Raw genomic sequence first — 24,830 nt, 5'->3', positions numbered from 1 at the left:
TTTCTCCTTTTTATTTGGCTTCATCCGAGTGACAGGTTGGCATGCCTGTAACCAAGAAGAAGTTATTTGTCTTTACGACATTCACTATTCTACCAATAACTAACTTCTTTGTCAACAGATTTACTTTCTTGTTTTAAATATGCTATAATAATCATAGCAAGAAATATAAGTTGTCTGTTTTTTAAAACGAGGTGATTATCATGCGTAGATTCTATTCCCATCTCCCCTACTATCTGGTCATATTTTTCTTTTATTGGCCACTTTATCAGTTGTTATCACTAATTATTTCTGACCCCCTTTTGCTCAAGAGTCTCTACGTAAATAATCTTCTCTTCTTTACACCTCTGGTAATCTTGATTGTATCGTTACTCTATAGCTACCGTTTCCGTTTCTCACTTTGATGGTTAGTTGGTAACGGACTGCTCTTTTACTTTACTATCATAACCTTTGGTGAGTTTATACTAATTTACTTGCTAATCTATGAAACAGTTGCTCTGGTCGGCATGGATTCTGGTATTAGCATCAAGCATATTCTACAAAAATGAAAAACAAAAAACTTTCACAAAATCCTTGAAAAATCTCACAATCATGCTATAATAATCCATAGAGACAAGTCACTTAGTCCCTTTCTACTAGAGAGTGCGTGGTTGCTGGAAACGCATAGAGAGCCTAAACTGATACTACTCTTGAGTTTTTTATGAAAACATAAAACGGTGGCCACGTTAGAGCCAATCAGAGGTGTCCCTCTCTTTTGAGGTACATAAATGAAGGTGGAACCACGTTGCGACGTCCTTTCGAGGATGTCGCAATTTTTTATGAGGAGGCTAACTATGGAGTTGCAAAAATTAGTGGAGCGCTGTGGGGCAATCCGACAAGCTTATCACGAACTGGAAGTTAAGCATCATGATTCCAAGTGGACGGTAGAAGAAGACCTCTTGGCTTTGTCTAATGATATTGGAAATTTCCAACGATTGGTGATGACAAAGCAAGGACGCTACTATGATGAAACACCCTACACACTGGAACAAAAACTTTCAGAAAATATCTGGTGGCTAGTAGAACTTTCTCAACGTCTGGATATAGACATTCTGACGGAAATGGAAAACTTCCTCTCTGATAAAGAAAAGCAATTGAACATTAAGACTAGGAAGTAGTCTGCAAAAAAGTCAATGCTTAAAAACTATGAAATAATAAAAAGGAGAACATCATGATTAACATTACTTTCCCAGATGGCGCTGTTCGTGAATTCGAATCTGGCGTTACAACTTTTGAAATTGCCCAATCTATCAGCAATTCCCTAGCTAAAAAAGCCTTGGCTGGTAAATTCAACGGCAAACTCATCGACACTACTCGTGCTATCACTGAAGATGGAAGCATCGAAATCGTGACACCTGATCACGAAGATGCCCTTCCAATCTTGCGTCACTCAGCCGCTCACTTGTTCGCCCAAGCAGCTCGTCGTCTTTTCCCAGACATTCACTTGGGAGTTGGTCCAGCCATCGAAGACGGCTTCTACTACGATACTGACAATACTGCTGGTCAAATCTCTAACGAAGACCTTCCTCGTATCGAAGAAGAAATGCAAAAAATCGTCAAAGAAAACTTCCCATCTATTCGCGAAGAGGTGACTAAAGACGAGGCGCGTGAAATCTTCAAAAATGACCCTTACAAGTTGGAATTGATTGAAGAACACTCAGAAGACGAAGGCGGTTTGACTATCTATCGTCAGGGTGAATATGTAGACCTTTGCCGTGGCCCTCACGTCCCATCAACAAGCCGCATCCAAATCTTCCACCTTCTCCATGTAGCAGGTGCTTACTGGCGTGGAAATAGTGATAACGCTATGATGCAACGTATCTATGGTACAGCTTGGTTTGACAAAAAAGACTTGAAAAACTACCTCCAAATGCGTGAAGAAGCTAAGGAACGTGACCACCGTAAACTTGGTAAAGAGCTTGATCTCTTCATGATTTCTCAAGAGGTTGGTCAAGGGCTTCCATTCTGGTTGCCAAACGGTGCGACTATTCGTCGTGAGTTGGAACGCTACATCGTTGACAAAGAGTTGGCTTCTGGCTACCAACACGTCTACACTCCACCTCTTGCTTCTGTTGAACTTTACAAGACTTCTGGTCACTGGGATCATTACCAAGAAGACATGTTCCCAACTATGGATATGGGTGACGGGGAAGAATTTGTCCTTCGTCCAATGAACTGCCCACACCACATCCAAGTCTTCAAACATCATGTTCACTCTTACCGTGAGTTGCCAATCCGTATCGCTGAAATCGGTATGATGCACCGTTATGAAAAATCTGGTGCCCTCACTGGTCTTCAACGTGTGCGTGAAATGTCGCTCAACGACGGTCACCTCTTCGTAACTCCAGAACAAATCCAAGAAGAATTCCAACGCGCCCTTCAGTTGATTATCGATGTTTATGAAGACTTCAACTTGACTGAATACCGCTTCCGCCTCTCTCTTCGTGATCCTCAAGATACTCACAAGTACTTTGATAACGATGAGATGTGGGAAAATGCTCAAACCATGCTTCGTGCAGCCCTTGATGAAATGGGCGTGGACTACTTTGAAGCCGAAGGTGAGGCAGCCTTCTACGGACCAAAATTGGATATTCAAGTTAAGACCGCTCTTGGAAAAGAAGAAACTCTTTCTACTATCCAACTTGACTTCTTGCTTCCAGAACGCTTCGACCTCAAATACATCGGAGCTGATGGTGAAGAGCACCGTCCAGTGATGATCCACCGTGGGGTTATCTCAACTATGGAACGCTTCACAGCTATCTTGATTGAGAACTACAAGGGTGCCTTCCCAACATGGCTTGCACCACACCAAGTAACCCTCATCCCAGTTTCTAACGAAAAACACGTGGACTACGCTTGGGAAGTGGCGAAGAAACTCCGTGACCGCGGTGTCCGTGCAGATGTAGATGAGCGCAATGAAAAAATGCAGTTCAAGATCCGTGCTTCACAAACCAGCAAGATTCCTTACCAATTGATCGTTGGGGACAAGGAAATGGAAGACGGAACAGTCAACGTTCGTCGCTACGGTCAAAAAGAAACACAAACTGTCTCAGTAGATGATTTTGTTCAAGCTATCCTAGCTGATATCGCCAACAAATCACGCGTTGAGAAATAAGAACCTAGTAAAAAGTCCTTAAAATCAGAAAAACGCATAATATCAGGTGTTGAATGACCTTGTTACTATGCGTTTTATTCTTTATAATTTAGCTATTTCAAAATTATAAGTTCTCCATTCTTAATTTCCCAAACTTGGTCAAACTTACTTAATAATTCGTTTTGGCGATGTAAAGTAACAATGACGGCACTTGGTAGTTCCAGAACTCTTTCCAATTCCATTTTAAACTGATTAGTATCCAAGGCAGAGAAAGGTTCATCTAGGATAAGCAATGGATTTTTACGATTTTTCTCACGATTTAAATACATTCGTTGTTGCTGACCACCTGACAGGGATTGTGGTGGAATTTTTTCAAAATCTTCTTCTCTGAATTTTTCATTGAAACTATTGAATAGCGTTACATTATTTTCATAACTCGAAATAAATGTATGTTCTTGTTGCAGAATCATACCGAATCTTCCCCAAAGATGGTCCAAAACAAGGCCATCTAGCACAATTTGTCCTTCAAAATCTTCATCTGTTCCATTTAAAATGTTGAGAAGACTACTTTTTCCAGACCCATTCTTACCAATAAGCGCAATTTTATCCCCTTTTTGAATCGTAGCGGAAGTAATTATCAATTTTGATTCTCCCAGTTGTTTGGAAATGTTTTTCAAAGTAATCGTATCAAAAGAATGTTGAGGTGCTTGAACTGAAACGGGTCTCCCAACAATGTTTTGAAAACTCTTGATTACAGGCTTTACGGACTCTAACATTTGTAAATCATAAAGGATTTCCTGTATTGGTTCAGAAAAAGCATTAATATATCCGAAACTCGCCACCACCTCAGGAATACCGAGTTGCTGGTGAGATAGAGAGTAGGCTAAATAAATAAACAGAACAAGACTAATGAATTCAAACGAAACACCTGTCAATAAGATGCCTGTAATTTTTGTCAAACCATACTTAAAATACTTATCCTGCAAATTCTTTAGAGAACTCTTTTGTTGATTCAAAAAATGCGACATAGTTAGTTTATTTACCAAATGATGTCCCATGAGCAAATCCTCCAAAGTTCGATAGTAATCTCCTTGTTTTTTCAAGTAAACCTGTCTACGATTAGCGGTCAACTTCCCAACGATTTTAGGAATTTGAATACTAATTCCAGTGGAAAAGATTAAAATCAGTGATACAATAGGATTAATTGTTCTGCTAATAATGAAAGCATAAATGATAATACGTAAAATTTGTTTGATAAAACTCATCAATGGAGGAAGGTAATCCTTTTCCAACGAATCTAGGTCATTAGATTGATAGGAAATATACTCTGCTACTGTTTTCTGCTTAAAATCGTGGTGACTGAGTCCCAGAAGTGAACGAAACCACTCATTTTTCAAAGTAGTCGAAAAGATAATCCCCTGCTTCCAATCAAGTATCATTTGGATATAGTTACAACTCAAATAGCCTGCCACTGACATAGAGTAACCATATAGAGCTACTTGATAATCCCCTTTGATTAATGCCTGCGTGAAATACGGTAACAAAGCTGTGCAGATATTCGATACTACACCAAAAAGAAAATTAAAGAAGAGATACCATCTAATAGTTTTAAGATATGGTAGCATATACGATACTCCTTGCTAATGCGTTTTTTTACATATCGCAGAACAATCTCTACTATTCCCTATTTCAGATAGTGCGATACTCGGACATTGAGTGCAATAATTGTAAATCACACAAGTACTGCAGTTTTTACTATCATTCAAAATATAATTTGCTATTTTGTAAAATATAGGTCTATCCCATGTTTCTTTGATAGATGTAAAATGAATATTTCCAATACTTCTATTGAAAGTAAGCTTTTTCAGTTTTTCTAACGATTTAGGCTATTTCATGACACACCCACAATCCGTGAAAATTCTGGTTATATCAGATTATGTGATTTTCGTAAGAATTTTATATTGTCTCCAATCATGGCAGTCTCCTTTTACTTGATAAAACTATTATAACATTTAGAAATTAAAACTGGTTCAAAATCAATAGAATGTGTATTCGATACATTCAATAAATTCTTGGAAACAGTTCTACACCAGTTACACAAATCTATATACACCTATCTCATTCAAAACAAAAAGAGAGCTTCAGTTCTTTTAATCCTGTGTCAGAGATTCGTTCTAAAATCGAGTAGGAGACATTTTCAAAGTCTACTATTCACTTCATTTCACATTGATTTTTTGTACTTCAACCTTAGTCAATAGATTTTATACTTAACAAGAGCAAAAAGCATACAAAACTTCACTTTGAACCAGTATTTATACTATATTCCGTATTAAAAATTCTATTATTGGTTGTGTAAAAAACAGTCTTCAAATATCCTGAAATATAGCAAAAAGAGATTGGGTAAAAACTCATTGTCTCTTCTCACTCAAGGACTAAGTTCACTTGAGCAAACTGAATCCGCACTATCGTTCCTGTACCAACCTCAGACTCGATACTAATCTGGTGACCCAGTTCTTCAGAAATTTTCTTAGATAGGTAAAGTCCAAGTCCAGATGACTGCTGGGTTAGGCGGCCATTATATCCTGAAAAGCCACGTTCAAAGACTCGGAGGACATCACTGTTTTTTATCCCGATTCCCGTATCCTTGATACAGAGTTCCTGGCCTTCCATATAAATCTCCAGACCACCTTCCTTGGTGTACTTGAGACTGTTTGAGATAATTTGCTCAATGACCACTAGCAGCCACTTTTTATCCGTCACGATTTCTTTATCAAGGTCATGTAGGTTGACATTTAAGCCTTTTTGAATAAAGAAAAGAGCGTATTTACGAATTATTTCCTTGACCAAATCCTCGATTTGCACCTGCTTCAAGACCAAATCATCATGAAAACTTTCTAAACGCAGGTACTGTAAAACTAAATTGGTATAGGAGTCAATCTTGAAAATTTCCTGTTCTAATTGCTGCTTCAGTTGGCGGTCGGCTACTTCTGCAACTAAGAGTTGACTAGCTGCAATGGGAGTCTTTATCTGATGGACCCACAAGGTATAGTAATCCAGCAAATCCGTCAGTTTTCTTTCTGCGTCTGACCTCTGCTGATAGAGTTCCATCTCACGCGCTTCTAATTTTTCAGCCAAGGCTATTTCCAAAGGAGATTTGGCTTCCCTCTCACCGTAGAGAAGTTCCTGACGATAGATCTGCATCTCCACCAATATGTCCCAAGTGAAAAATAAGATGGTTACAAAGCAACACAAGAGGAAAAAGTAGAGAAAGTAAATTCCCAAACTGGCAAATAAAAACTGAAAGAGCAAAACCAGAAATGCCAAAGCAAGCAGATAGACAAACAGACGACTACGGGAACGCAGATAGGCTAGAAAAAATTGTTTCCAATCAAGCATGCTTCAGTCCGTACCCTATCCCTTTCTTGGTCTCGATAAATCCTACCAAGCCCTGCTCTTCCAACTTTTTACGCAATCGAGCCACATTGACAGAGAGCGTATTATCATCAATAAAAAAGTCGCTGTTCCAAAGTTCCCGCATGAGGTCGTCACGCGCTACAATATTGCCCGCATGCTCAAACAACACGTGTAAAATCTGAAATTCGTTCTTGGTCAAATTCAAGACTTGACCTTGATAATGTAAATCCATTGATTTGGTATTGAGAATAACACCAGCATATTCCAGTAAACTCTCGTCACGCCCAAACTCATAGGAACGGCGCAACAAGCCCTGAACCTTGGCTAAAAGAACCTGCTGGTCAAAAGGCTTGGTCACAAAGTCATCCGCGCCCATATTGATTGCCATGACAATATCCATAGCCTGGTCTCTCGAAGACAGAAACATGATAGGTACCTTGGAAATCTTGCGAATTTCCTGACACCAGTGATAGCCATTAAACAAGGGCAAACCAATATCCATGAGGACCAGATGAGGCTCCGACTGAACAAATAGACTCAAAACTTCCATAAAGTCTTCTACCAGAACCACTTCAAATCCCCATTCAGAGAGCATTTTCCCGACTTGTTGACGAATAACCTGATCATCTTCTACTAATAAAATCTTGTGCATGCGCTCCTCCTTTTCTATTATTATAACAGATTTTTCCATGCTAGAAGGTCTGAAACTGAATTTGAAAGAGCTTGTTTTTAGCCAACAAAGTGAGGCAACCCTACTAGCTAATTTGAGGGAAATTTGATAAGATAAATAAAAAGAAAGGAGCTCTTATGGCCAATATTTTTGACTATCTGAAAGATGTCGCATACGATTCTTATTACGACCTTCCTTTAAATGAATTAGACATTCTAGCCCTAACAGAAATCCCCTACCTCTCCTTTGATAATCTGGTCTCCACAAGTCCTCAGCGACTTTTAGACCTGGCACCTCAGGTTCCAAGGGAACCCAACATGTTGACCAGTAAAAATCGTCTCCAATTATTGGATGAATTAGCTCAACACAAACGCTTCAAAAATTGCAAACTCTCCCATTTTATCAATGACATCGATCCTGAATTGCAAAAACAATTTGCGGCTATAACCTACCGCCTCACTCTCGATACCTATCTGATTGTCTTTCGTGGGACTGATGACAGTATCATTGGCTGGAAGGAAGATTTCCACCTAACCTATATGAAGGAAATTCCTGCTCAAAAGCACGCCCTCCGCTATTTAAAGAACTTTTTTGCCCACTATCCTAAGCAGAAGGTCATTCTGGCTGGGCATTCCAAGGGAGGAAATCTAGCCATCTATGCGGCTAGTCAAATTGAGCAAAGCTTGCAAAATCAGATTACAGCAGTTTATACCTTTGATGCGCCTGGTCTCCACAAAGAACTGACACAAACCGAGGGCTATCAAAGGATAATGGATAGAACCAAGGTCTTTATCCCACAAGGTTCCATCATCGGTATGATGATGGAAATCCCTGCTCACCAAATCATCGTTCAAAGTACTGCCCTGGGTGGTATTGCCCAGCACGATACCTTTAGTTGGCAGATTGAGGACAAGCACTTCATCCAACTGGATAAGACCAACAGCGATAGTCAACAAGTAGACATAACCTTCAAGGAGTGGGTAGCCACAGTCCCTGACGAGGAACTCCAGCTCTACTTTGATCTCTTCTTTGGCACCATTCTTGATTCAGGTATTACTTCTATCAATGACTTGTCTTCCTTAAAGGCTGTCGAACACATTCGTCATCTCTTTGTCCAAGCTCAATCTCTCACTCCAGAAGAAAGGGAAACCATGGGACGCCTCACCCAGTTATTGATTGATACCCGTTACCAAGCATGGAAAAATAGATAAAAAGCTTATGAAAAGGTAATACTCTTCGAAAATCTCTTCAAACCACGTCAGCTTTATCTGCAACCTCAAAGCTGTGCTTTGAGCAACCTGCGGCTAGCTTCCTAGTTTGCTTTTTGATTTTCATTGAGTATAAAAACCTTTTCATAAGCTTTTTTGTTTTAAAGAAAAAATCACTCCTTCATCTGACTCTCTGCATCAGCCACGACTTGCTCTAAACTGGTCTGACCAAGTTCAGCCTCCATAGCCAGCTGAATTCTCTCCAATTTTTGATCCAAAACATCATGAATATGAGCTCCAACTGGGCAATTTGGATTTGGATTGTCATGGAAACTGAAGAGTTGACCAGTCTTACCAAGACATTCGACCGCCTGATAAACATCTAAAAGACTAATGTCTTTGAGATCCTTAACAATCTCTGTTCCCCCTGTTCCGCGCGCGACTGAAATCAGCTCTGCCTTCTTCAACTGGGACAAGGTTTTTCTGATAATGACTGGATTGACCCCGACACTAGCAGCCAGAAAATCACTGGTCACCTTGCTTTCCTTCCTCTCGAGGGCAATGATTATCAGCATATGAGTCGCAATGGTAAATCTACTTGGAATTTGCATCCTCTTCTCCTTTTTACGAGGCTACTCTGCCTCTACTCTTCTTTTTCTTTTATTATACCCTTTTTAGTTGTAATGTCAATCATTACCACCTTTTAACCAGTCGTCTAACTCCCGATCGTAGCCCTCTTTCTGGGCCAATTCTCTCAGAAATTCCTGATGATGAGTATGGTGGATCCCATTGACCAGACTTTCATAGTAAACCTCAAAATAGGGAAGTTTAAGATCTTTAGCCAACTGCAATTCAGCTGCCACATCGTAGTCTACCCGTCGGAAGTTCATATCTACCAAGCCCTTGTCATCAAACTCCAAAATCATATACTGGGCCCGCAAGTCCTTCCGCAACTGAGCATCTAGAAAGAAAGGCTGCCCAATCGAACCCGGATTAACAATCAATTGCCCACCAGTACCGTAACGAAGCAACTGCTGGTGAATATGACCATAAACAGCAATATCGCAAGGCGGATTGGTCACCAAGCGATCAAAATCCTCTTGCGCTCCAGTATGAATCAACTCTCGTCCCCAATTCTTATCAGGAAGATGGTGGCTAATTCCTACCGTCAAATCCCCAAACTGACGATGGATCTGGAGTGGTTGATTATGGAGCAGTTCAATTTCTTCTAGGGAAATCTCCTCTAGAACATACTGGCACTGGCGCAAGAGATAGCGTTGGCTGGGACGAGTACTATCCAATTCCTTACGGATACCATGCCACAGACTGTCTTCCCAGTTTCCCAAAACTCTAACCGTAATCGGTAGTTGAGCCAACAAGTCCAAAATCCTTCTACGCCCTGTCCCTGGCATGAGAATATCTCCCAAAAGCCAGTATTCATCCACTCCTCGCTGCCGAGCATCTGCCAAAACAGCCTCCAAGGCGGTGGTATTTCCATGAATATCTGAAAGAAGAGCTATTTTCGTCATATCCATCTCCTCGTTTTTTCTCTTGCAATAAGTATAACATAAAAAGTCACAGCTAGAGAAATCTAGCTTTTTTTGATATACTAGATAAAGATATTAGACAAGAGGAAGCGAATGACCCCGAATAAAGAAGACTATCTAAAATGTATTTATGAAATTAGCATAGATTTGCATAAGATTACCAACAAGGAAATTGCTGCCCGCATGCAAGTCTCTCCCCCTGCCGTAACTGAAATGATTAAACGGATGAAGAGCGAAAATCTCATCCTCAAGGACAAGGAATGTGGCTATCTACTGACTGACCTCGGCCTCAAATTGGTCTCTGAGCTCTATCGTAAACACCGCTTGATTGAAGTTTTTCTGGTTCATCATTTAAACTATACGAGTGACCAGATTCACGAGGAAGCTGAGGTATTGGAACATACTGTCTCTGACCTCTTCGTGGAAAGACTGGATAAATTGCTTGGATTTCCCAAGACCTGCCCTCACGGAGGAACCATTCCTGCCAAGGGAGAACTCCTAGTTGAAATCAATAACCTCCCACTAGCTGACATCAAGGAAGCTGGCTCCTACCGCCTGACTCGGGTGCATGATAGTTTTGACATTCTCCATTATCTGGACAAGCACTCACTTCACATCGGTGATCAGCTCCAAGTCAAGCAGTTTGATGGCTTCAGCAACACCTTCACTATCCTTAGTAAAGACGAGGACTTACAAGTAAGTATGGACATTGCAAAACAACTCTATGTCGAGAAAATCAACTAATTTCTCCAATCCCCTACCAACCCTGAAAGTTTGATTTTCAGGGTTTTCTTATCTATTTTTTATATCAAAAATAGCATAAAAATCTAGTTATCCGCATAAAAACTGGACTTATCACACTTTATCAAGGTCAAAACCACTCAATTTACTACTAATTTACTACTTATGAATGAGCTTTGATACGACGATTTATCCTTGAAAAGTGAAGATATAAAGATACTTCCAATAAAATTTGAATATTTAATAGGTAGACACTTCAAAAAATGAGGTGTCTATTTTTTTACCCGATTTTGAAAGGAAGTGAACTTATGAAAACAAAAAATCAAGAATCAAAAGGTCGTTCCCCACTCTTTAAGACCATCAAACATTCATTCAGCCAATAAAAAAGAAAGGATAGGTAAAAATATGGAACTTAAATTTGTGATTCCCAACATGGAAAAAACATTCGGCAATTTAGAATTTGCTGGCGAGGATAAAGTCGTTCAGCGAAGAATCAACGGACGGCTAACTGTCTTATCAAGAAGCTATAATCTCTATTCTGATGTTCAAAGAGCAGATGATATTGTGGTGGTGCTTCCTGCTGAAGCTGGCGAAAAACATTTCGGCTTTGAGGAACGTGTGAAGTTAGTCAATCCACGTATTACCGCAGAGGGCTACAAAATCGGCACTCGTGGTTTTACAAATTACCTTTTACATGCTGACGACATGATAAAAGAATAAAGAAAGAGAGGAAAAATGATGAGATTAGCAAATGGCATTGTATTAGATAAAGACACGACTTTTGGAGAATTGAAATTCTCTGCTCTACGTCGTGAAGTGAGAATCCAAAATGAAGACGGGTCGGTTTCAGATGAAATCAAGGAACGTACCTATGACTTAAAATCCAAAGGACAAGGACGCATGATTCAAGTAAGTATTCCTGCCAGCGTGCCTTTGAAAGAGTTTGATTATAACGCACGGGTGGAACTTATCAATCCCATTGCGGACACCGTTGCTACTGCCACCTATCAAGGAGCAGATGTTGACTGGTATATCAAGGCAGACGATATTGTGCTGACAAAGGATTCTAGTTCATTCAAAGCTCAACCACAAGCAAAGAAAGAACCGACACAAGACAAATAGTCGCTAGGTAGAAAGGAGACTTTTTCGCATGAAACAGCGTGGTAAAAGGATTCGCCCATCTGGTAAAGATTTAGTCTTTCATTTTACGATAGCGTCACTCCTGCCTGTTTTCCTGCTGGTTGTCGGACTGTTTCATGTGAAGACAATCCAGCAGATCAACTGGCAGGATTTTAACCTATCACAAGCAGATAAGATTGACATTCCCTATTTAATTATCAGTTTCAGTGTCGCAATTCTTATCTGCTTGCTGGTAGCGTTTGTATTCAAACGGGTTCGCTATGATACGGTTAAACAACTTTACCACCGTCAAAAACTGGCAAAGATGATACTTGAAAACAAGTGGTATGAATCTGAACAGGTCAAAACAGAGGGTTTCTTTAAAGATAGTGCTGGTCGTACAAAGGAAAAGATAACCTACTTCCCTAAAATGTATTATCGACTTAAAAATGGCTTGATACAGATACGGGTGGAAATCACGCTGGGAAAATATCAAGACCAACTCTTACACTTGGAAAAGAAATTAGAGAGTGGCTTGTACTGTGAGCTGACGGATAAAGAGTTAAAGGATTCCTATGTGGAATATACTTTGCTCTATGACACCATAGCCAGTCGTATTTCTATTGATGAAGTAGAAGCTAAAGATGGTAAACTTCGCTTAATGAAAAACGTATGGTGGGAATATGATAAGCTCCCTCATATGTTGATTGCTGGTGGTACAGGTGGCGGTAAAACTTACTTTATACTGACACTGATTGAAGCCTTGCTTCATACAGATTCAAAACTGTATATTCTTGACCCGAAAAATGCTGACCTTGCGGACTTAGGTTCTGTGATGGCAAATGTCTACTATAGAAAAGAAGACTTGCTTTCTTGCATTGAAACATTCTATGAAGAAATGATGAAACGTAGTGAGGAAATGAAGCAGATGAAGAACTATAAGACTGGCAAAAATTATGCTTACTTAGGTCTCCCGGCACACTTCTTAATCTTTGATGAATACGTCGCTTTCATGGAAATGCTGGGAACAAAAGAAAACACCGCAGTTATGAATAAGCTGAAACAGATTGTCATGTTAGGTCGTCAAGCTGGCTTCTTTCTAATACTGGCTTGTCAACGTCCAGACGCAAAATATTTAGGCGACGGAATCCGTGATCAGTTTAATTTCAGAGTGGCTTTAGGTCGTATGTCTGAAATGGGCTATGGCATGATGTTTGGCAGTGACGTACAAAAGGATTTCTTCTTAAAGCGAATCAAAGGTCGTGGCTATGTTGATGTAGGAACAAGTGTCATATCAGAGTTTTATACTCCCCTTGTACCAAAAGGATATGATTTCTTGGAGGAAATTAAAAAGTTATCCAACAGCAGACAGTCCACGCAGGCGACGTGCGAAGCGGAAGTCGCAGGTGTGGACTGATCTTGCTGGCTGGTGTGGCAATAGCCACGCCAGCACTTAACCCCCCGTATCTAACAGGGGGGTACAAATCGACAGGAAACAGTCAAAAAAACATTAGAAAATCCTTTGGTTACAAGGGATTTACAAAATTTCAGCGTATGTCAAATGGGCTTTAAAAGTTGACATACGCCTTTTTGATTGGAGGGATTTTTACTGAATGAACAAACTTGGTTACAGCATTTAAAAGAAAAACGCTTGGCTTATGGACTATCTCAAAACCGTTTAGCTGTTGCGACTGGTATTACAAGGCAGTATCTAAGCGATATTGAAACAGGAAAAGTCAAGCCATCAGAGGATTTACAGCAGTCCCTTTGGGAAGCTCTGGAACGCTTCAATCCCGACGCTCCCCTTGAAATGCTGTTTGATTATGTAAGGATTCGCTTTCCGACAACAGACGTACAGCAGGTGGTCGAAAACATCTTACAACTGAAACTGTCCTATTTTCTTCATGAGGACTATGGTTTCTATTCTTATTCAGAGCATTATGCTTTAGGCGACATATTCGTCCTTTGCTCCCATGAACTGGACAAAGGAGTTCTGGTGGAATTGAAAGGTCGTGGGTGCAGACAATTTGAAAGCTATCTTCTGGCACAACAAAGAAGCTGGTATGAGTTCTTTATGGACGTTTTGGTGGCTGGCGGTGTGATGAAACGCCTTGACCTTGCCATTAACGATAAGACAGGGATTTTGAATATCCCTGTACTCACTGAAAAGTGCCAACAGGAAGAATGTATCTCCGTCTTCCGCAGTTTTAAAAGCTATCGCAGTGGCGAACTGGTACGCAAAGAGGAAAAGGAATGTATGGGAAACACCCTCTATATCGGTTCATTACAAAGTGAAGTTTATTTCTGTATCTATGAAAAGGACTACGAGCAGTACAAGAAAAATGATATTCCCATTGAAGACGCAGAAGTAAAAAACCGTTTTGAGATTCGATTGAAAAATGAGCGTGCCTATTATGCAGTCCGTGATTTACTCGTCTATGACAATCCAGAGCATACCGCCTTTAAAATTATCAATCGGTATATCCGTTTTGTAGATAAAGACGATTCCAAACCTCGTTCTGATTGGAAACTGAATGAAGAATGGGCTTGGTTTATTGGGAACAATCGTGAACGATTAAAACTAACCACAAAACCAGAGCCTTACTCCTTCCAAAGGACGCTGAACTGGCTATCTCATCAAGTTGCCCCGACCTTAAAGGTTGCGATTAAACTTGATGAAATCAACCAGACGCAGGTTGTAAAAGACATTCTCGACCATGCGAAACTGACAGACCGACACAAGCAGATTTTGAAGCAACAGTCAGTAAAAGAACAGGACGTGATAACAACAAAAAAATAACTCAAATACAAATTCATTGAATATAGAGAGGAGAACATTTTTATGAATTTTGGACAAAACCTTTATAACTGGTTTCTATCAAACGCTCAATCACTGGTGCTTTTAGCAATCGTTGTGATTGGCTTGTATCTTGGCTTCAAGCGTGAGTTTAGCAAACTGATTGGCTTTTTAATTATTGCGATTATTGCGGTTGGCTTAGTCTTCAACGCTGCTGGAGTAAAAGACATTTTACTAGAGCTATTCAATCGCATTATTGGTGCTTAAATAAAACCGTTCTTTTGTGGAATATAAGTGGTTTTCTTATGTTCCGCAAAGGAATGGTACACCAAACGAAGTGCGGTAGGGATTTTTGAATCTCTACAAAGAAAGGACGTGAATATATGGACGATATGCAAGTCTATATTGCGAATTTAGGCAAATACAATGAGGGCGAATTGGTCGGTGCGTGGTTTACCTTTCCCATTGACTTTGAGGAAGTCAAAGAGAAAATCGGCTTGAATGATGAATATGAGGAATACGCCATTCATGACTACGAGTTACCCTTTACGGTTGACGAATACACTTCCATTGGCGAACTCAATCGACTATGGGAAATGGTATCGGAATTACCCGAAGAATTACAATCGGAGCTATCTGCTCTGCTCACTCATTTTTCAAGCATTGAAGAACTAAGCGAACATCAAGAGGATATTATCATTCATTCCGATTGTGATGATATGTATGACGTGGCACGCTACTACATTGAAGAAACGGGTGCTTTAGGCGAAGTACCAGCTAGTCTTCAAAACTATATTGATTATCAAGCCTATGGTCGGGATTTAGACCTTTCAGGAACGTTTATCTCAACCAATCATGGGATTTTTGAAATCGTCTATTAAATCTGTCGGTACATTACTACTGGCAGATTTTCTATTTTACGGGGTGGCTCAATCAGCTACCCCTATTTTTTATGAAAGGATTGATTACATGAAGAAAATACGAAGCTATACCAGTATCTGGTCTGTGGAAAAGGTACTGTATTCTATCAATGATTTTAGACTTCCGTTTCCCATAACCTTTACGCAAATGACATGGTTTGTCGTGTCACTCTTTGCAGTGATGATACTTGGCAACTTGCCCCCTCTTTCCATGATAGAGGGAGCATTTCTCAAATACTTTGGGATTCCTGTGGCTTTCACATGGTTTATGTCTACAAAAACTTTTGATGGTAAAAAGCCTTATGGATTTTTGAAGTCTGTCATTGCTTATGCACTGCGACCAAAGCTGACCTATGCAGGAAAAAAAGTAACGCTTGGCAGAAACCAGCCACAAGAAGCCATTACAGCAGTTAGGAGTGAATTTTATGGCATATCCAATTAAATACATTGAAAACAATCTCGTCTGGAATAAAGACGGGGAATGTTATGCTTACTATGAGCTTGTTCCTTACAATTACTCATTTCTAAGTCCAGAACAGAAAATACAAGTGCATGATTCTTTCAGACAGCTTATCGCACAAAATCGTGATGGCAAAATTCATGCTTTACAAATCAGTACAGAATCCAGCATACGTTCTGCACAAGAGCGTTCCAAAAATGAAGTCACTGGCAAGCTCAAAGCGGTTGCCTATGACAAAATCGACCAACAGACAGACGCTTTAATATCCATGATTGGCGAAAATCAAGTGAACTACCGTTTCTTTATCGGCTTTAAGTTGCTTCTCAACGATCAGGAGTTTTCTATGAAAAGTCTTACCGTTGAAGCAAAAAATGCTTTGTCTGATTTTGTCTATGATGTGAACCATAAGCTGATGGGCGATTTTGTTAGTATGAGTAATGATGAAATCCTGCGTTTTCAGAAGATGGAAAAGCTCTTAGAAAATAAAATCTCTCGTCGTTTCAAAATCCGCAGGTTAGATAAGGACGACTTCGGCTATCTGATTGAACACCTTTACGGACAGACAGGCACTGCCTATGAAGAGTATGAGTACCATCTATCAAAGAAAAAGCTGGATAATGAAACGCTGATTAAATACTATGACTTGATTAAGCCTACTCGCTGTTTGGTGGAAGAAAAACAGCGATATTTGAAAATCCAGCAGGAAGATGAAACCGTCTATGTAGCTTACTTTACCATTAACAGCATTGTCGGAGAACTGGACTTCCCGTCCTCTGAAATCTTCTACTACCAGCAACAGCAATTTACATTCCCGATTGATACGTCAATGAATGTGGAAATTGTAGCGAATCGTAAAGCCCTATCTACTGTCCGCAATAAAAAGAAAGAACTGAAAGACTTGGATAACCACGCTTGGCAAAGTGATAATGAAACCAGCTCCAATGTGGCGGAAGCTCTGGAAAGTGTGAATGAGCTGGAAACCAATTTAGACCAAAGCAAGGAATCTATGTACAAGCTGTCTTATGTGGTAAGGGTATCAGCAAATGATCTTGACGAACTCAAACGTCGTTGTAATGAAGTGAAAGATTTTTATGACGATTTAAGCGTAAAACTGGTACGACCATTTGGGGATATGCTCGGCTTACATGAAGAATTTTTACCTGCCAGCAAGCGTTATATGAATGATTATATTCAATACGTGACCTCTGATTTCCTCGCTGGTTTAGGTTTTGGTGCTACTCAAATGCTGGGGGAAAATGAGGGGATTTATGTTGGCTACAGCTTAGATACTGGACGCAATGTCTATCTGAAACCTGCTCTTGCCAGTCAAGGGGTTAAGGGTTCAGTAACCAATGCGTTAGCGTCGGCTTTTGTTGGTTCGCTGGGTGGTGGTAAATCCTTTGCGAATAACCTTATCGTCTATTATGCGGTGCTTTATGGGGCACAAGCAGTGATTGTAGACCCAAAAGCAGAACGTGGCAGATGGAAAGAAACCTTGCCAGAGATTTCCCATGAAATCAATATCGTCACTCTGACTTCTGATGAGAAAAACAAAGGCTTACTTGACCCTTATGTGATTATGAAAAATCCCAAAGATTCTGAATCACTGGCTATTGATATTCTGACATTCCTTACGGGGATTTCCTCTCGTGATGGGGAACGCTTCCCAATCCTTAGAAAAGCCATTCGTGCAGTAACCAATAGTGAAGTACGAGGGTTGATGAAAGTGATTGAGGAATTACGGGTTGAGAATACGCCACTAAGTACCAGTATAGCCGACCATATCGAAAGTTTTACAGACTATGACTTTGCACATTTATTATTCAGTAATGGTTATGTGGAGCAGTCTATCAGCTTAGAAAAACAACTGAACATTATACAGGTTGCGGACTTGGTACTTCCCGACAAGGAAACTTCCTTTGAGGAATATACCACTATGGAGCTTTTATCCGTTGCTATGCTGATTGTCATTAGTACCTTTGCTTTAGACTTTATCCATACAGACCGAAGCATTTTCAAGATTGTAGATTTAGACGAAGCATGGAGCTTTTTACAGGTAGCACAAGGAAAAACACTATCTATGAAGCTGGTTCGGGCTGGTCGTGCTATGAACGCTGGGGTATATTTCGTGACCCAAAATACAGACGACCTCTTAGATGAAAAACTGAAAAATAACCTCGGCTTAAAATTTGCATTTCGTTCCACTGACCTTAACGAGATTAAAAAGACCTTAGCCTTTTTTGGTGTAGACCCAGAGGACGAAAACAATCAGAAGCGATTGCGTGATTTGGAAAACGGGCAATGCCTTATCAGTGATTTATATGGTCGTGTCGGTGTGATACAGTTCCACCCTGTATTTGAAGAACTGCTCCATGCCTTTGATACCAGACCACCTGTGCGAAAAGAGGTGTAAATGTGAAACCATCAATAGTAAACAGAATAAAATCAAACTGGACGCTGAAACGTCTAGGTAAAGTGGCAATGACAGTGGCTTTCACACTTGTGATTGCCATTTTTCTTTTAGCCATGCTGGGAACGGTGGTTCAAGCTGCGGGCTTGGTAGATGATACGGTCAATGTGGCAAATGAATACAGCCGATACCCACTTGAAAACTATCAACTGGATTTTTATGTGGATAATAGCTGGGGCTGGCTTCCGTGGAACTGGTCGGACGGGATTGGAAAACAGGTCATGTATGGACTATATGCCATTACCAATTTTATTTGGACAATCAGTTTGTATGTTTCCAATGCGACAGGTTACTTAGTACAGGAAGCCTATTCCTTAGACTTCATTTCCGCTACAGCAGATTCCATTGGTAAGAATATGCAGACCTTAGCTGGTGTGAGTGCAAACGGATTTTCAACAGAGGGTTTCTATGTTGGATTCCTCTTACTCTTGATTTTGGTTCTTGGGGTTTATGTTGCCTATACGGGACTGATAAAGAGAGAAACCACAAAGGCAATTCATGCCATTATGAATTTTGTGCTGGTGTTTATCCTATCGGCTTCCTTTATTGCCTACGCTCCCGACTACATTAAAAAAATCAATAACTTTTCATCAGACATCAGTAATGCCAGTTTATCACTTGGCACGAAGATTGTCATGCCCCATTCCGATAGTCAAGGCAAGGACAGCGTGGACTTAATCAGAGATAGCCTGTTTTCCATACAGGTTCAGCAACCGTGGCTACTGCTTCAATACAACAGTTCAGACATTGAAAGTATCGGTATTGACCGTGTGGAAAGCCTGCTCTCCACCAGCCCAGATTCCAACAATGGCGAAGACAGAGAAAAAATTGTTGCGGAAGAAATTGAAGACAGAAGCAATACCAATCTAACCATTACAAAGACCATTAACCGTTTAGGTACAGTCTTCTTCCTATTTGTCTTCAATATTGGGATTTCCATATTTGTATTCCTATTAACAGGAATCATGATTTTCTCGCAGGTACTTTTTATCATCTATGCTATGTTTCTGCCTGTGAGCTTTATTTTAAGCATGATTCCATCATTTGATGGTATGTCAAAACGAGCCATAACAAAGCTCTTTAATACCATTTTGACACGAGCTGGAATCACATTGATTATTACGACAGCATTTAGTATTTCAACCATGCTCTATACCTTATCGGCTGGTTATCCGTTCTTTTTGATTGCTTTTCTACAGATTGTGACCTTTGCAGGAATCTACTTCAAGCTGGGCGATTTAATGAGTATGTTTTCTCTACAGAGTAACGATTCTCAAAGTGTGGGAAGTCGTGTGATGAGAAAACCTCGTATGCTTATGCACGCTCACATGCACCGTCTACAGCGGAAACTTGGACGTTCCATGACTACTCTAGGGGCTGGGTCTGCCATTGTTACAGGTAAAAAAGGACAGTCGGGTTCGGGGAGTTCTGCAAGGACACAAGCAGATCACTCCCGACCAGACGGAAAGGAAAAATCAACACTTGGAAAACGTATCGGTCAAACCATCGGTACAGTAGCTGATACCAAAGACAGAATGGTAGACACTGCTAGTGGTTTGAAAGAACAGGTTAAAGATTTGCCGACCAATGCAAGATATGCAGTATATCAAGGAAAATCCAAAGTAAAAGAGAATGTCCGTGATTTAACCAGTAGTATTTCTCAAACCAAAGCGGACAGAGCCAGTGGACGCAAGGAACAGCAGGAACAAAGGCGAAAAACCATTGCGAAGCGTCGCTCTGAAATGGAACAGGTCAAACAGAAAAAACAGCCTGCTTCTTCTGTTCATGAAAGACCGACTACAAGACAAGAACAATATCATGATGAACAGACCTCAAAACAGTCTAATATTCAGACTTCATATAAGGAATCTCAACAAGCCAAACAAGAGCGTCCAGCAGTTAAGTCCGATTTTTCAAGTCCAAAAGTGGAACGCCAAGGCAATACCGTTCAAGAAAAAACCGTTCAAAAGCCAGCAACTTCAACCACTACAGCAGATAGAACTTCACAACGTCCAATCACAAAAGAACGTCCGTCTACTGTTCAAAGAGTACCACTACAAAATACAAGAAGTAGACCACCAATCAAAACCGCCACCATTAAGAAAGTCGGTAAGAAACCATGAAGTTGAAAACTTTAGTGATTGGTGGTTCTGGATTATTCTTGATGGTCTTCTCACTGCTTCTGTTTGTTGCCATTTTATTTTCAGATGAACAGGACAGCGGAATTTCCAATATTCATTATGGAGGTGTGAATGTTTCCGCAGAAGTGCTGGCTCATAAGCCTATGGTAGAAAAATATGCCAAAGAATATGGCGTTGAAGAATATGTCAACATACTTCTTGCGATTATACAGGTGGAATCGGGCGGTACTGCGGAAGATGTTATGCAGTCCTCGGAATCCCTCGGTCTTCCACCTAATTCATTGAGTACAGAAGAATCCATTAAGCAAGGTGTGAAGTATTTCAGTGAATTATTAGCCAGTAGCGAAAGGCTCAGTGTAGATTTAGAATCGGTTATCCAGTCCTACAATTATGGTGGTGGTTTCTTAGGGTATGTGGCTAATCGTGGAAATAAATATACCTTTGAACTGGCTCAAAGTTTCTCAAAAGAGTATTCAGGTGGCGAAAAAGTGTCTTACCCCAATCCCATAGCCATACCTATCAATGGGGGCTGGCGATACAACTATGGCAATATGTTTTATGTGCAACTGGTAACGCAGTATCTTGTCACAACAGAGTTTGATGATGATACGGTACAAGCCATCATGGACGAAGCACTGAAATATGAGGGCTGGCGATACGTTTACGGTGGAGCTTCCCCGACTACTTCTTTTGATTGTAGCGGACTGACACAATGGACGTATGGAAAAGCTGGAATTAACTTACCACGAACCACACAACAGCAATATGATGTGACCCAGCATATCCCACTATCGGAAGCACAAGCTGGCGATTTGGTTTTCTTTCATTCTACCTATAACGCTGGCTCTTATATTACTCATGTTGGGATATACCTTGGCAATAACCGTATGTTTCATGCAGGCGACCCAATCGGTTATGCCGACTTAACAAGCCCCTACTGGCAACAGCATTTAGTGGGAGCAGGACGAATCAAACAATGAGAAAGGAAGATTTAATGATGAAATTTAGAAAAAATCAGAATAAAGAAAAACAGATACCAAAGGAAAAGAAACCTCGTGTCTACTATAAGGTCAATCCTCATAAAAAGGTTGTGATTGCCTTGTGGGTACTTTTAGGGCTTAGTTTCAGCTTTGCGATATTCAAGCACTTTACAGCTATAGATACTCATACTATTCACGAAACAACTATCATAGAAAAGGAATACGTTGATACTCATCATGTAGAAAATTTTGTAGAGAACTTTGCGAAAGTCTACTATTCATGGGAGCAATCCGATAAGTCCATTGATAATCGAATGGAAAGTCTAAAAGGCTATCTGACAGATGAACTTCAAGCTCTCAATGTTGATACAGTACGCAAAGATATTCCTGTATCGTCTTCTGTAAGAGGATTTCAGATATGGACGGTAGAGCCAACTGGCGACAATGAGTTTAATGTAACCTACAGTGTAGACCAGCTCATTACAGAGGGAGAAAATACAAAGACCGTCCACTCTGCTTATATAGTGAGTGTCTATGTAGATGGTTCTGGAAATATGGTACTGGTTAAGAATCCGACCATTACCAACATACCTAAGAAATCAAGTTATAAACCAAAAGCCATTGAAAGTGAGGGGACGGTTGATTCCATTACAACCAATGAAATCAATGAGTTTTTAACGACGTTCTTCAAGCTCTATCCTACAGCGACAGCCAGTGAACTTTCCTACTATGTGAATGACGGGATATTAAAACCAATCGGAAAAGAGTACATCTTTCAAGAACTGGTAAATCCTATTCACAATCGTAAGGATAATCAAGTCACGGTATCGCTGACAGTGGAGTATATCGACCAGCAGACCAAAGCAACGCAGGTATCTCAATTTGATTTGGTACTTGAAAAGAACGGGAGTAATTGGAAGATTATAGAATAACAAATATTGGTACATTATTACAGCTATTTTGTAATCACGTACTCTCTTTGATAAAAAATTGGAGATTCCTTTACAAATATGCTCTTACGTGCTATAATTTAAGTATCTATTTAAAAGGAGTTAATAAATATGCGGCAAGGTATTCTTAAATAAACTGTCAATTTGATAGTGGGAACAAATAATTGGATGTCCTTTTTTAGGAGGGCTTAGTTTTTTGTACCCAGTTTAAGAATACCTTTATCATGTGATTCTAAAGTATCCGGAGAATATCTGTATGCTTTGTATGCCTATGGTTATGCATAAAAATCCCAGTGATAAGAGTATTTATCACTGGGATTTTTATGCCCTTTTGGGCTTTTGAATGGAGGAAAATCACATGAAAATTATTAATATTGGAGTTTTAGCTCATGTTGATGCGGGAAAAACTACCTTAACAGAAAGCTTATTATATAACAGTGGAGCGATTACAGAATTAGGAAGCGTGGACAAAGGTACAACGAGGACGGATAATACGCTTTTAGAACGTCAGAGAGGAATTACAATTCAGACAGGAATAACCTCTTTTCAGTGGGAAAATACGAAGGTGAACATCATAGACACGCCAGGACATATGGATTTCTTAGCAGAAGTATATCGTTCATTATCAGTTTTAGATGGGGCAATTCTACTGATTTCTGCAAAAGATGGCGTACAAGCACAAACTCGTATATTATTTCATGCACTTAGGAAAATGGGGATTCCCACAATCTTTTTTATCAATAAGATTGACCAAAATGGAATTGATTTATCAACGGTTTATCAGGATATTAAAGAGAAACTTTCTGCCGAAATTGTAATCAAACAGAAGGTAGAACTGTATCCTAATATGTGTGTGACGAACTTTACCGAATCTGAACAATGGGATACGGTAATAGAGGGAAACGATGACCTTTTAGAGAAATATATGTCCGGTAAATCATTAGAAGCATTGGAACTCGAACAAGAGGAAAGCATAAGATTTCATAATTGTTCCCTGTTCCCTGTTTATCACGGAAGTGCAAAAAACAATATAGGGATTGATAACCTTATAGAAGTGATTACGAATAAATTTTATTCATCAACACATCGAGGTCAGTCTGAACTTTGCGGAAAAGTTTTCAAAATTGAGTATTCGGAAAAAAGACAGCGTCTTGCATATATACGTCTTTATAGTGGCGTACTGCATTTGCGAGATTCGGTTAGAATATCGGAAAAGGAAAAAATAAAAATTACAGAAATGTATACTTCAATAAATGGTGAATTATGTAAAATCGATAAGGCTTATTCCGGGGAAATTGTTATTTTGCAGAATGAGTTTTTGAAGTTAAATAGTGTTCTTGGAGATACAAAGCTATTGCCACAGAGAGAGAGAATTGAAAATCCCCTCCCTCTGCTGCAAACGACTGTTGAACCGAGCAAACCTCAACAAAGGGAAATGTTACTTGATGCACTTTTAGAAATCTCCGACAGTGACCCGCTTCTGCGATATTATGTGGATTCTGCGACACATGAAATCATACTTTCTTTCTTAGGGAAAGTACAAATGGAAGTGACTTGTGCTCTGCTGCAAGAAAAGTATCATGTGGAGATAGAAATAAAAGAGCCTACAGTCATTTATATGGAGAGACCGTTAAAAAATGCAGAATATACCATTCACATCGAAGTGCCGCCAAATCCTTTCTGGGCTTCCATTGGTTTATCTGTATCACCGCTTCCGTTGGGAAGTGGAATGCAGTATGAGAGCTCGGTTTCTCTTGGATACTTAAATCAATCATTTCAAAATGCAGTTATGGAAGGGATACGCTATGGTTGCGAACAAGGATTATATGGTTGGAATGTGACGGATTGTAAAATCTGTTTTAAGTACGGTTTATACTATAGCCCTGTTAGTACCCCAGCAGATTTTCGGATGCTTGCTCCTATTGTATTGGAACAAGTCTTAAAAAAAGCTGGAACAGAATTGTTAGAGCCATATCTTAGTTTTAAAATTTATGCGCCACAGGAATATCTTTTACGAGCATACAACGATGCTCCTAAATATTGTGCGAACATCGTAGACACTCAATTGAAAAATAATGAGGTCATTCTTAGTGGAGAAATCCCTGCTCGGTGTATTCAAGAATATCGTAGTGATTTAACTTTCTTTACAAATGGACGTAGTGTTTGTTTAACAGAGTTAAAAGGGTACCATGTTACTACCGGTGAACCTGTTTGCCAGCCCCGTCGTCCAAATAGTCGGATAGATAAAGTACGATATATGTTCAATAAAATAACTTAGTGTAT

At 39.9% G+C, this 24,830-nt stretch carries 22 protein-coding genes and 3 pseudogenes; 20 read left to right on the top strand and 5 right to left on the bottom strand.

The window, feature by feature from the left end; all coding sequences use genetic code 11:
- Window positions 1-200 precede the first annotated feature (200 nt).
- The 3 genes and pseudogenes from SP4011_RS11430 (at window position 201) to thrS (ending at window position 3,151) form a co-directional block, all read left to right on the top strand.
- Window positions 201-574 (top strand): annotated as a pseudogene (locus SP4011_RS11430) (hypothetical protein).
- Between the two features lie 256 nt (window positions 575-830).
- Complete coding sequence (locus tag SP4011_RS03445; RefSeq protein WP_173270232.1) at window positions 831-1,154, top strand: MazG-like protein; 324 nt, start codon at window positions 831-833, stop codon at window positions 1,152-1,154.
- A 53-nt stretch (window positions 1,155-1,207) separates the two neighbouring features.
- Window positions 1,208-3,151, top strand: a complete 1,944-nt coding sequence (gene thrS / locus SP4011_RS03440) for a threonine--tRNA ligase (RefSeq protein ID WP_112443949.1) — start codon at window positions 1,208-1,210, stop codon at window positions 3,149-3,151.
- A gap of 92 nt (window positions 3,152-3,243) precedes the next feature.
- Here thrS and SP4011_RS03435 read toward each other — a convergent pair whose 3' ends face one another.
- Complete coding sequence (locus SP4011_RS03435) at window positions 3,244-4,755, bottom strand: ABC transporter ATP-binding protein (protein ID WP_338619865.1); 1,512 nt, start codon at window positions 4,753-4,755, stop codon at window positions 3,244-3,246.
- 413 nt (window positions 4,756-5,168) lie between these two features.
- Here SP4011_RS03435 and SP4011_RS03430 point away from each other — a divergent pair.
- Window positions 5,169-5,318: pseudogene (locus SP4011_RS03430) on the top strand (integrase); the annotation flags it as partial.
- Window positions 5,319-5,551: 233 nt separating this feature from the next.
- On the opposite strand, the gene SP4011_RS03425 reads toward SP4011_RS03430, so the two are convergent.
- Together SP4011_RS03425 and SP4011_RS03420 are read right to left on the bottom strand one after the other, a co-directional pair.
- Window positions 5,552-6,526, bottom strand: a complete 975-nt coding sequence (locus SP4011_RS03425) for a sensor histidine kinase (protein ID WP_338619864.1) — start codon at window positions 6,524-6,526, stop codon at window positions 5,552-5,554.
- Window positions 6,519-7,196 carry a response regulator transcription factor gene (locus SP4011_RS03420; RefSeq protein WP_000548989.1) on the bottom strand — a complete coding sequence of 226 codons (678 nt, stop codon included), beginning with the start codon at window positions 7,194-7,196 and terminating at the stop codon, window positions 6,519-6,521. Before SP4011_RS03420 ends, SP4011_RS03425 begins: the two co-directional genes overlap by 8 nt.
- Window positions 7,197-7,351: 155 nt before the next feature.
- Between SP4011_RS03420 and SP4011_RS03415 the strand changes: the two genes are divergently transcribed.
- Window positions 7,352-8,425: a DUF2974 domain-containing protein gene (locus SP4011_RS03415; RefSeq protein WP_338619863.1), complete on the top strand. Its 1,074-nt coding sequence runs from the start codon at window positions 7,352-7,354 to the stop codon at window positions 8,423-8,425.
- A 170-nt stretch (window positions 8,426-8,595) separates the two neighbouring features.
- Here SP4011_RS03415 and SP4011_RS03410 read toward each other — a convergent pair whose 3' ends face one another.
- Window positions 8,596-9,033, bottom strand: coding sequence for an Rrf2 family transcriptional regulator (locus SP4011_RS03410; RefSeq protein ID WP_338619861.1), 438 nt, complete (start codon window positions 9,031-9,033; stop codon window positions 8,596-8,598).
- A 75-nt stretch (window positions 9,034-9,108) separates the two neighbouring features.
- Window positions 9,109-9,951, bottom strand: coding sequence for a metallophosphoesterase family protein (locus SP4011_RS03405; RefSeq protein WP_338619859.1), 843 nt, complete (start codon window positions 9,949-9,951; stop codon window positions 9,109-9,111).
- Window positions 9,952-10,062: 111 nt separating this feature from the next.
- On the opposite strand from SP4011_RS03405, the gene SP4011_RS03400 reads away from it, so the two are divergent.
- From SP4011_RS03400 to tet(M), 15 genes and pseudogenes are all read left to right on the top strand, one after another.
- Window positions 10,063-10,713: a metal-dependent transcriptional regulator gene (locus tag SP4011_RS03400; protein WP_054384446.1), complete on the top strand. Its 651-nt coding sequence runs from the start codon at window positions 10,063-10,065 to the stop codon at window positions 10,711-10,713.
- Between the two features lie 402 nt (window positions 10,714-11,115).
- Window positions 11,116-11,430 (top strand): YdcP family protein, encoded by a 315-nt coding sequence (locus tag SP4011_RS03395; RefSeq protein WP_000420682.1) that lies wholly within the window; start codon window positions 11,116-11,118, stop codon window positions 11,428-11,430.
- A gap of 15 nt (window positions 11,431-11,445) precedes the next feature.
- A complete protein-coding gene (locus SP4011_RS03390) occupies window positions 11,446-11,832 on the top strand; it encodes a YdcP family protein (RefSeq protein WP_000985015.1) in 387 nt (128 codons plus the stop codon).
- 28 nt (window positions 11,833-11,860) lie between these two features.
- Window positions 11,861-13,246, top strand: a complete 1,386-nt coding sequence (locus SP4011_RS03385; protein ID WP_000813488.1) for an FtsK/SpoIIIE domain-containing protein — start codon at window positions 11,861-11,863, stop codon at window positions 13,244-13,246.
- Between the two features lie 2 nt (window positions 13,247-13,248).
- Window positions 13,249-13,401: a hypothetical protein gene (locus SP4011_RS03380; RefSeq protein ID WP_000879507.1), complete on the top strand. Its 153-nt coding sequence runs from the start codon at window positions 13,249-13,251 to the stop codon at window positions 13,399-13,401.
- Window positions 13,402-13,423: 22 nt separating this feature from the next.
- A complete protein-coding gene (mobT, locus tag SP4011_RS03375; protein WP_000398284.1) occupies window positions 13,424-14,629 on the top strand; it encodes a MobT family relaxase in 1,206 nt (401 codons plus the stop codon).
- A gap of 42 nt (window positions 14,630-14,671) precedes the next feature.
- Window positions 14,672-14,893 (top strand): hypothetical protein, encoded by a 222-nt coding sequence (locus SP4011_RS03370; RefSeq protein ID WP_001009056.1) that lies wholly within the window; start codon window positions 14,672-14,674, stop codon window positions 14,891-14,893.
- A 116-nt stretch (window positions 14,894-15,009) separates the two neighbouring features.
- Window positions 15,010-15,507 carry an antirestriction protein ArdA gene (locus tag SP4011_RS03365; RefSeq protein WP_000342539.1) on the top strand — a complete coding sequence of 166 codons (498 nt, stop codon included), beginning with the start codon at window positions 15,010-15,012 and terminating at the stop codon, window positions 15,505-15,507.
- Window positions 15,508-15,595: 88 nt separating this feature from the next.
- A complete protein-coding gene (locus tag SP4011_RS03360) occupies window positions 15,596-15,988 on the top strand; it encodes a conjugal transfer protein (protein ID WP_000723888.1) in 393 nt (130 codons plus the stop codon).
- Window positions 15,972-18,419 carry an ATP-binding protein gene (locus SP4011_RS03355; RefSeq protein ID WP_000331160.1) on the top strand — a complete coding sequence of 816 codons (2,448 nt, stop codon included), beginning with the start codon at window positions 15,972-15,974 and terminating at the stop codon, window positions 18,417-18,419. Before SP4011_RS03360 ends, SP4011_RS03355 begins: the two co-directional genes overlap by 17 nt.
- Before the next feature lie 2 nt (window positions 18,420-18,421).
- A complete protein-coding gene (locus tag SP4011_RS03350; protein ID WP_338619847.1) occupies window positions 18,422-20,599 on the top strand; it encodes a CD3337/EF1877 family mobilome membrane protein in 2,178 nt (725 codons plus the stop codon).
- A complete protein-coding gene (locus tag SP4011_RS03345) occupies window positions 20,596-21,597 on the top strand; it encodes a lysozyme family protein (RefSeq protein WP_053023762.1) in 1,002 nt (333 codons plus the stop codon). The genes SP4011_RS03350 and SP4011_RS03345 overlap by 4 nt, the downstream gene beginning before the upstream one ends.
- Window positions 21,594-22,529, top strand: a complete 936-nt coding sequence (locus SP4011_RS03340; RefSeq protein ID WP_001224320.1) for a conjugal transfer protein — start codon at window positions 21,594-21,596, stop codon at window positions 22,527-22,529. The genes SP4011_RS03345 and SP4011_RS03340 overlap by 4 nt, the downstream gene beginning before the upstream one ends.
- 313 nt (window positions 22,530-22,842) lie before the next feature.
- A pseudogene (locus SP4011_RS11425) lies at window positions 22,843-22,890 on the top strand (hypothetical protein); the annotation flags it as partial.
- Window positions 22,891-22,905: 15 nt separating this feature from the next.
- Window positions 22,906-24,825 carry a tetracycline resistance ribosomal protection protein Tet(M) gene (gene tet(M), locus SP4011_RS03330; protein ID WP_261053183.1) on the top strand — a complete coding sequence of 640 codons (1,920 nt, stop codon included), beginning with the start codon at window positions 22,906-22,908 and terminating at the stop codon, window positions 24,823-24,825.
- Window positions 24,826-24,830 lie beyond the last annotated feature (5 nt).

Source organism: Streptococcus parapneumoniae, assembly GCF_037076355.1.
GTDB lineage: Bacteria > Bacillota > Bacilli > Lactobacillales > Streptococcaceae > Streptococcus > Streptococcus parapneumoniae.
This window is presented reverse-complemented; position numbering and strand designations above follow the sequence as displayed.

Bases quoted from the DNA above. Each gene is read 5' to 3' on its own strand.
- SP4011_RS03445 (WP_173270232.1), top strand. From the start codon at position 831: ATGGAGTTGCAAAAATTAGTGGAGCGCTGTGGGGCAATCCGACAAGCT.
- thrS (WP_112443949.1), top strand. From the start codon at position 1,208: ATGATTAACATTACTTTCCCAGATGGCGCTGTTCGTGAATTCGAATCT.
- SP4011_RS03435 (WP_338619865.1), bottom strand. From the start codon at position 4,755: ATGCTACCATATCTTAAAACTATTAGATGGTATCTCTTCTTTAATTTT.
- SP4011_RS03425 (WP_338619864.1), bottom strand. From the start codon at position 6,526: ATGCTTGATTGGAAACAATTTTTTCTAGCCTATCTGCGTTCCCGTAGT.
- SP4011_RS03420 (WP_000548989.1), bottom strand. From the start codon at position 7,196: ATGCACAAGATTTTATTAGTAGAAGATGATCAGGTTATTCGTCAACAA.
- SP4011_RS03415 (WP_338619863.1), top strand. From the start codon at position 7,352: ATGGCCAATATTTTTGACTATCTGAAAGATGTCGCATACGATTCTTAT.
- SP4011_RS03410 (WP_338619861.1), bottom strand. From the start codon at position 9,033: ATGCAAATTCCAAGTAGATTTACCATTGCGACTCATATGCTGATAATC.
- SP4011_RS03405 (WP_338619859.1), bottom strand. From the start codon at position 9,951: ATGACGAAAATAGCTCTTCTTTCAGATATTCATGGAAATACCACCGCC.
- SP4011_RS03400 (WP_054384446.1), top strand. From the start codon at position 10,063: ATGACCCCGAATAAAGAAGACTATCTAAAATGTATTTATGAAATTAGC.
- SP4011_RS03395 (WP_000420682.1), top strand. From the start codon at position 11,116: ATGGAACTTAAATTTGTGATTCCCAACATGGAAAAAACATTCGGCAAT.
- SP4011_RS03390 (WP_000985015.1), top strand. From the start codon at position 11,446: ATGATGAGATTAGCAAATGGCATTGTATTAGATAAAGACACGACTTTT.
- SP4011_RS03385 (WP_000813488.1), top strand. From the start codon at position 11,861: ATGAAACAGCGTGGTAAAAGGATTCGCCCATCTGGTAAAGATTTAGTC.
- SP4011_RS03370 (WP_001009056.1), top strand. From the start codon at position 14,672: ATGAATTTTGGACAAAACCTTTATAACTGGTTTCTATCAAACGCTCAA.
- SP4011_RS03365 (WP_000342539.1), top strand. From the start codon at position 15,010: ATGGACGATATGCAAGTCTATATTGCGAATTTAGGCAAATACAATGAG.
- SP4011_RS03360 (WP_000723888.1), top strand. From the start codon at position 15,596: ATGAAGAAAATACGAAGCTATACCAGTATCTGGTCTGTGGAAAAGGTA.
- SP4011_RS03355 (WP_000331160.1), top strand. From the start codon at position 15,972: ATGGCATATCCAATTAAATACATTGAAAACAATCTCGTCTGGAATAAA.
- SP4011_RS03345 (WP_053023762.1), top strand. From the start codon at position 20,596: ATGAAGTTGAAAACTTTAGTGATTGGTGGTTCTGGATTATTCTTGATG.
- SP4011_RS03340 (WP_001224320.1), top strand. From the start codon at position 21,594: ATGAGAAAGGAAGATTTAATGATGAAATTTAGAAAAAATCAGAATAAA.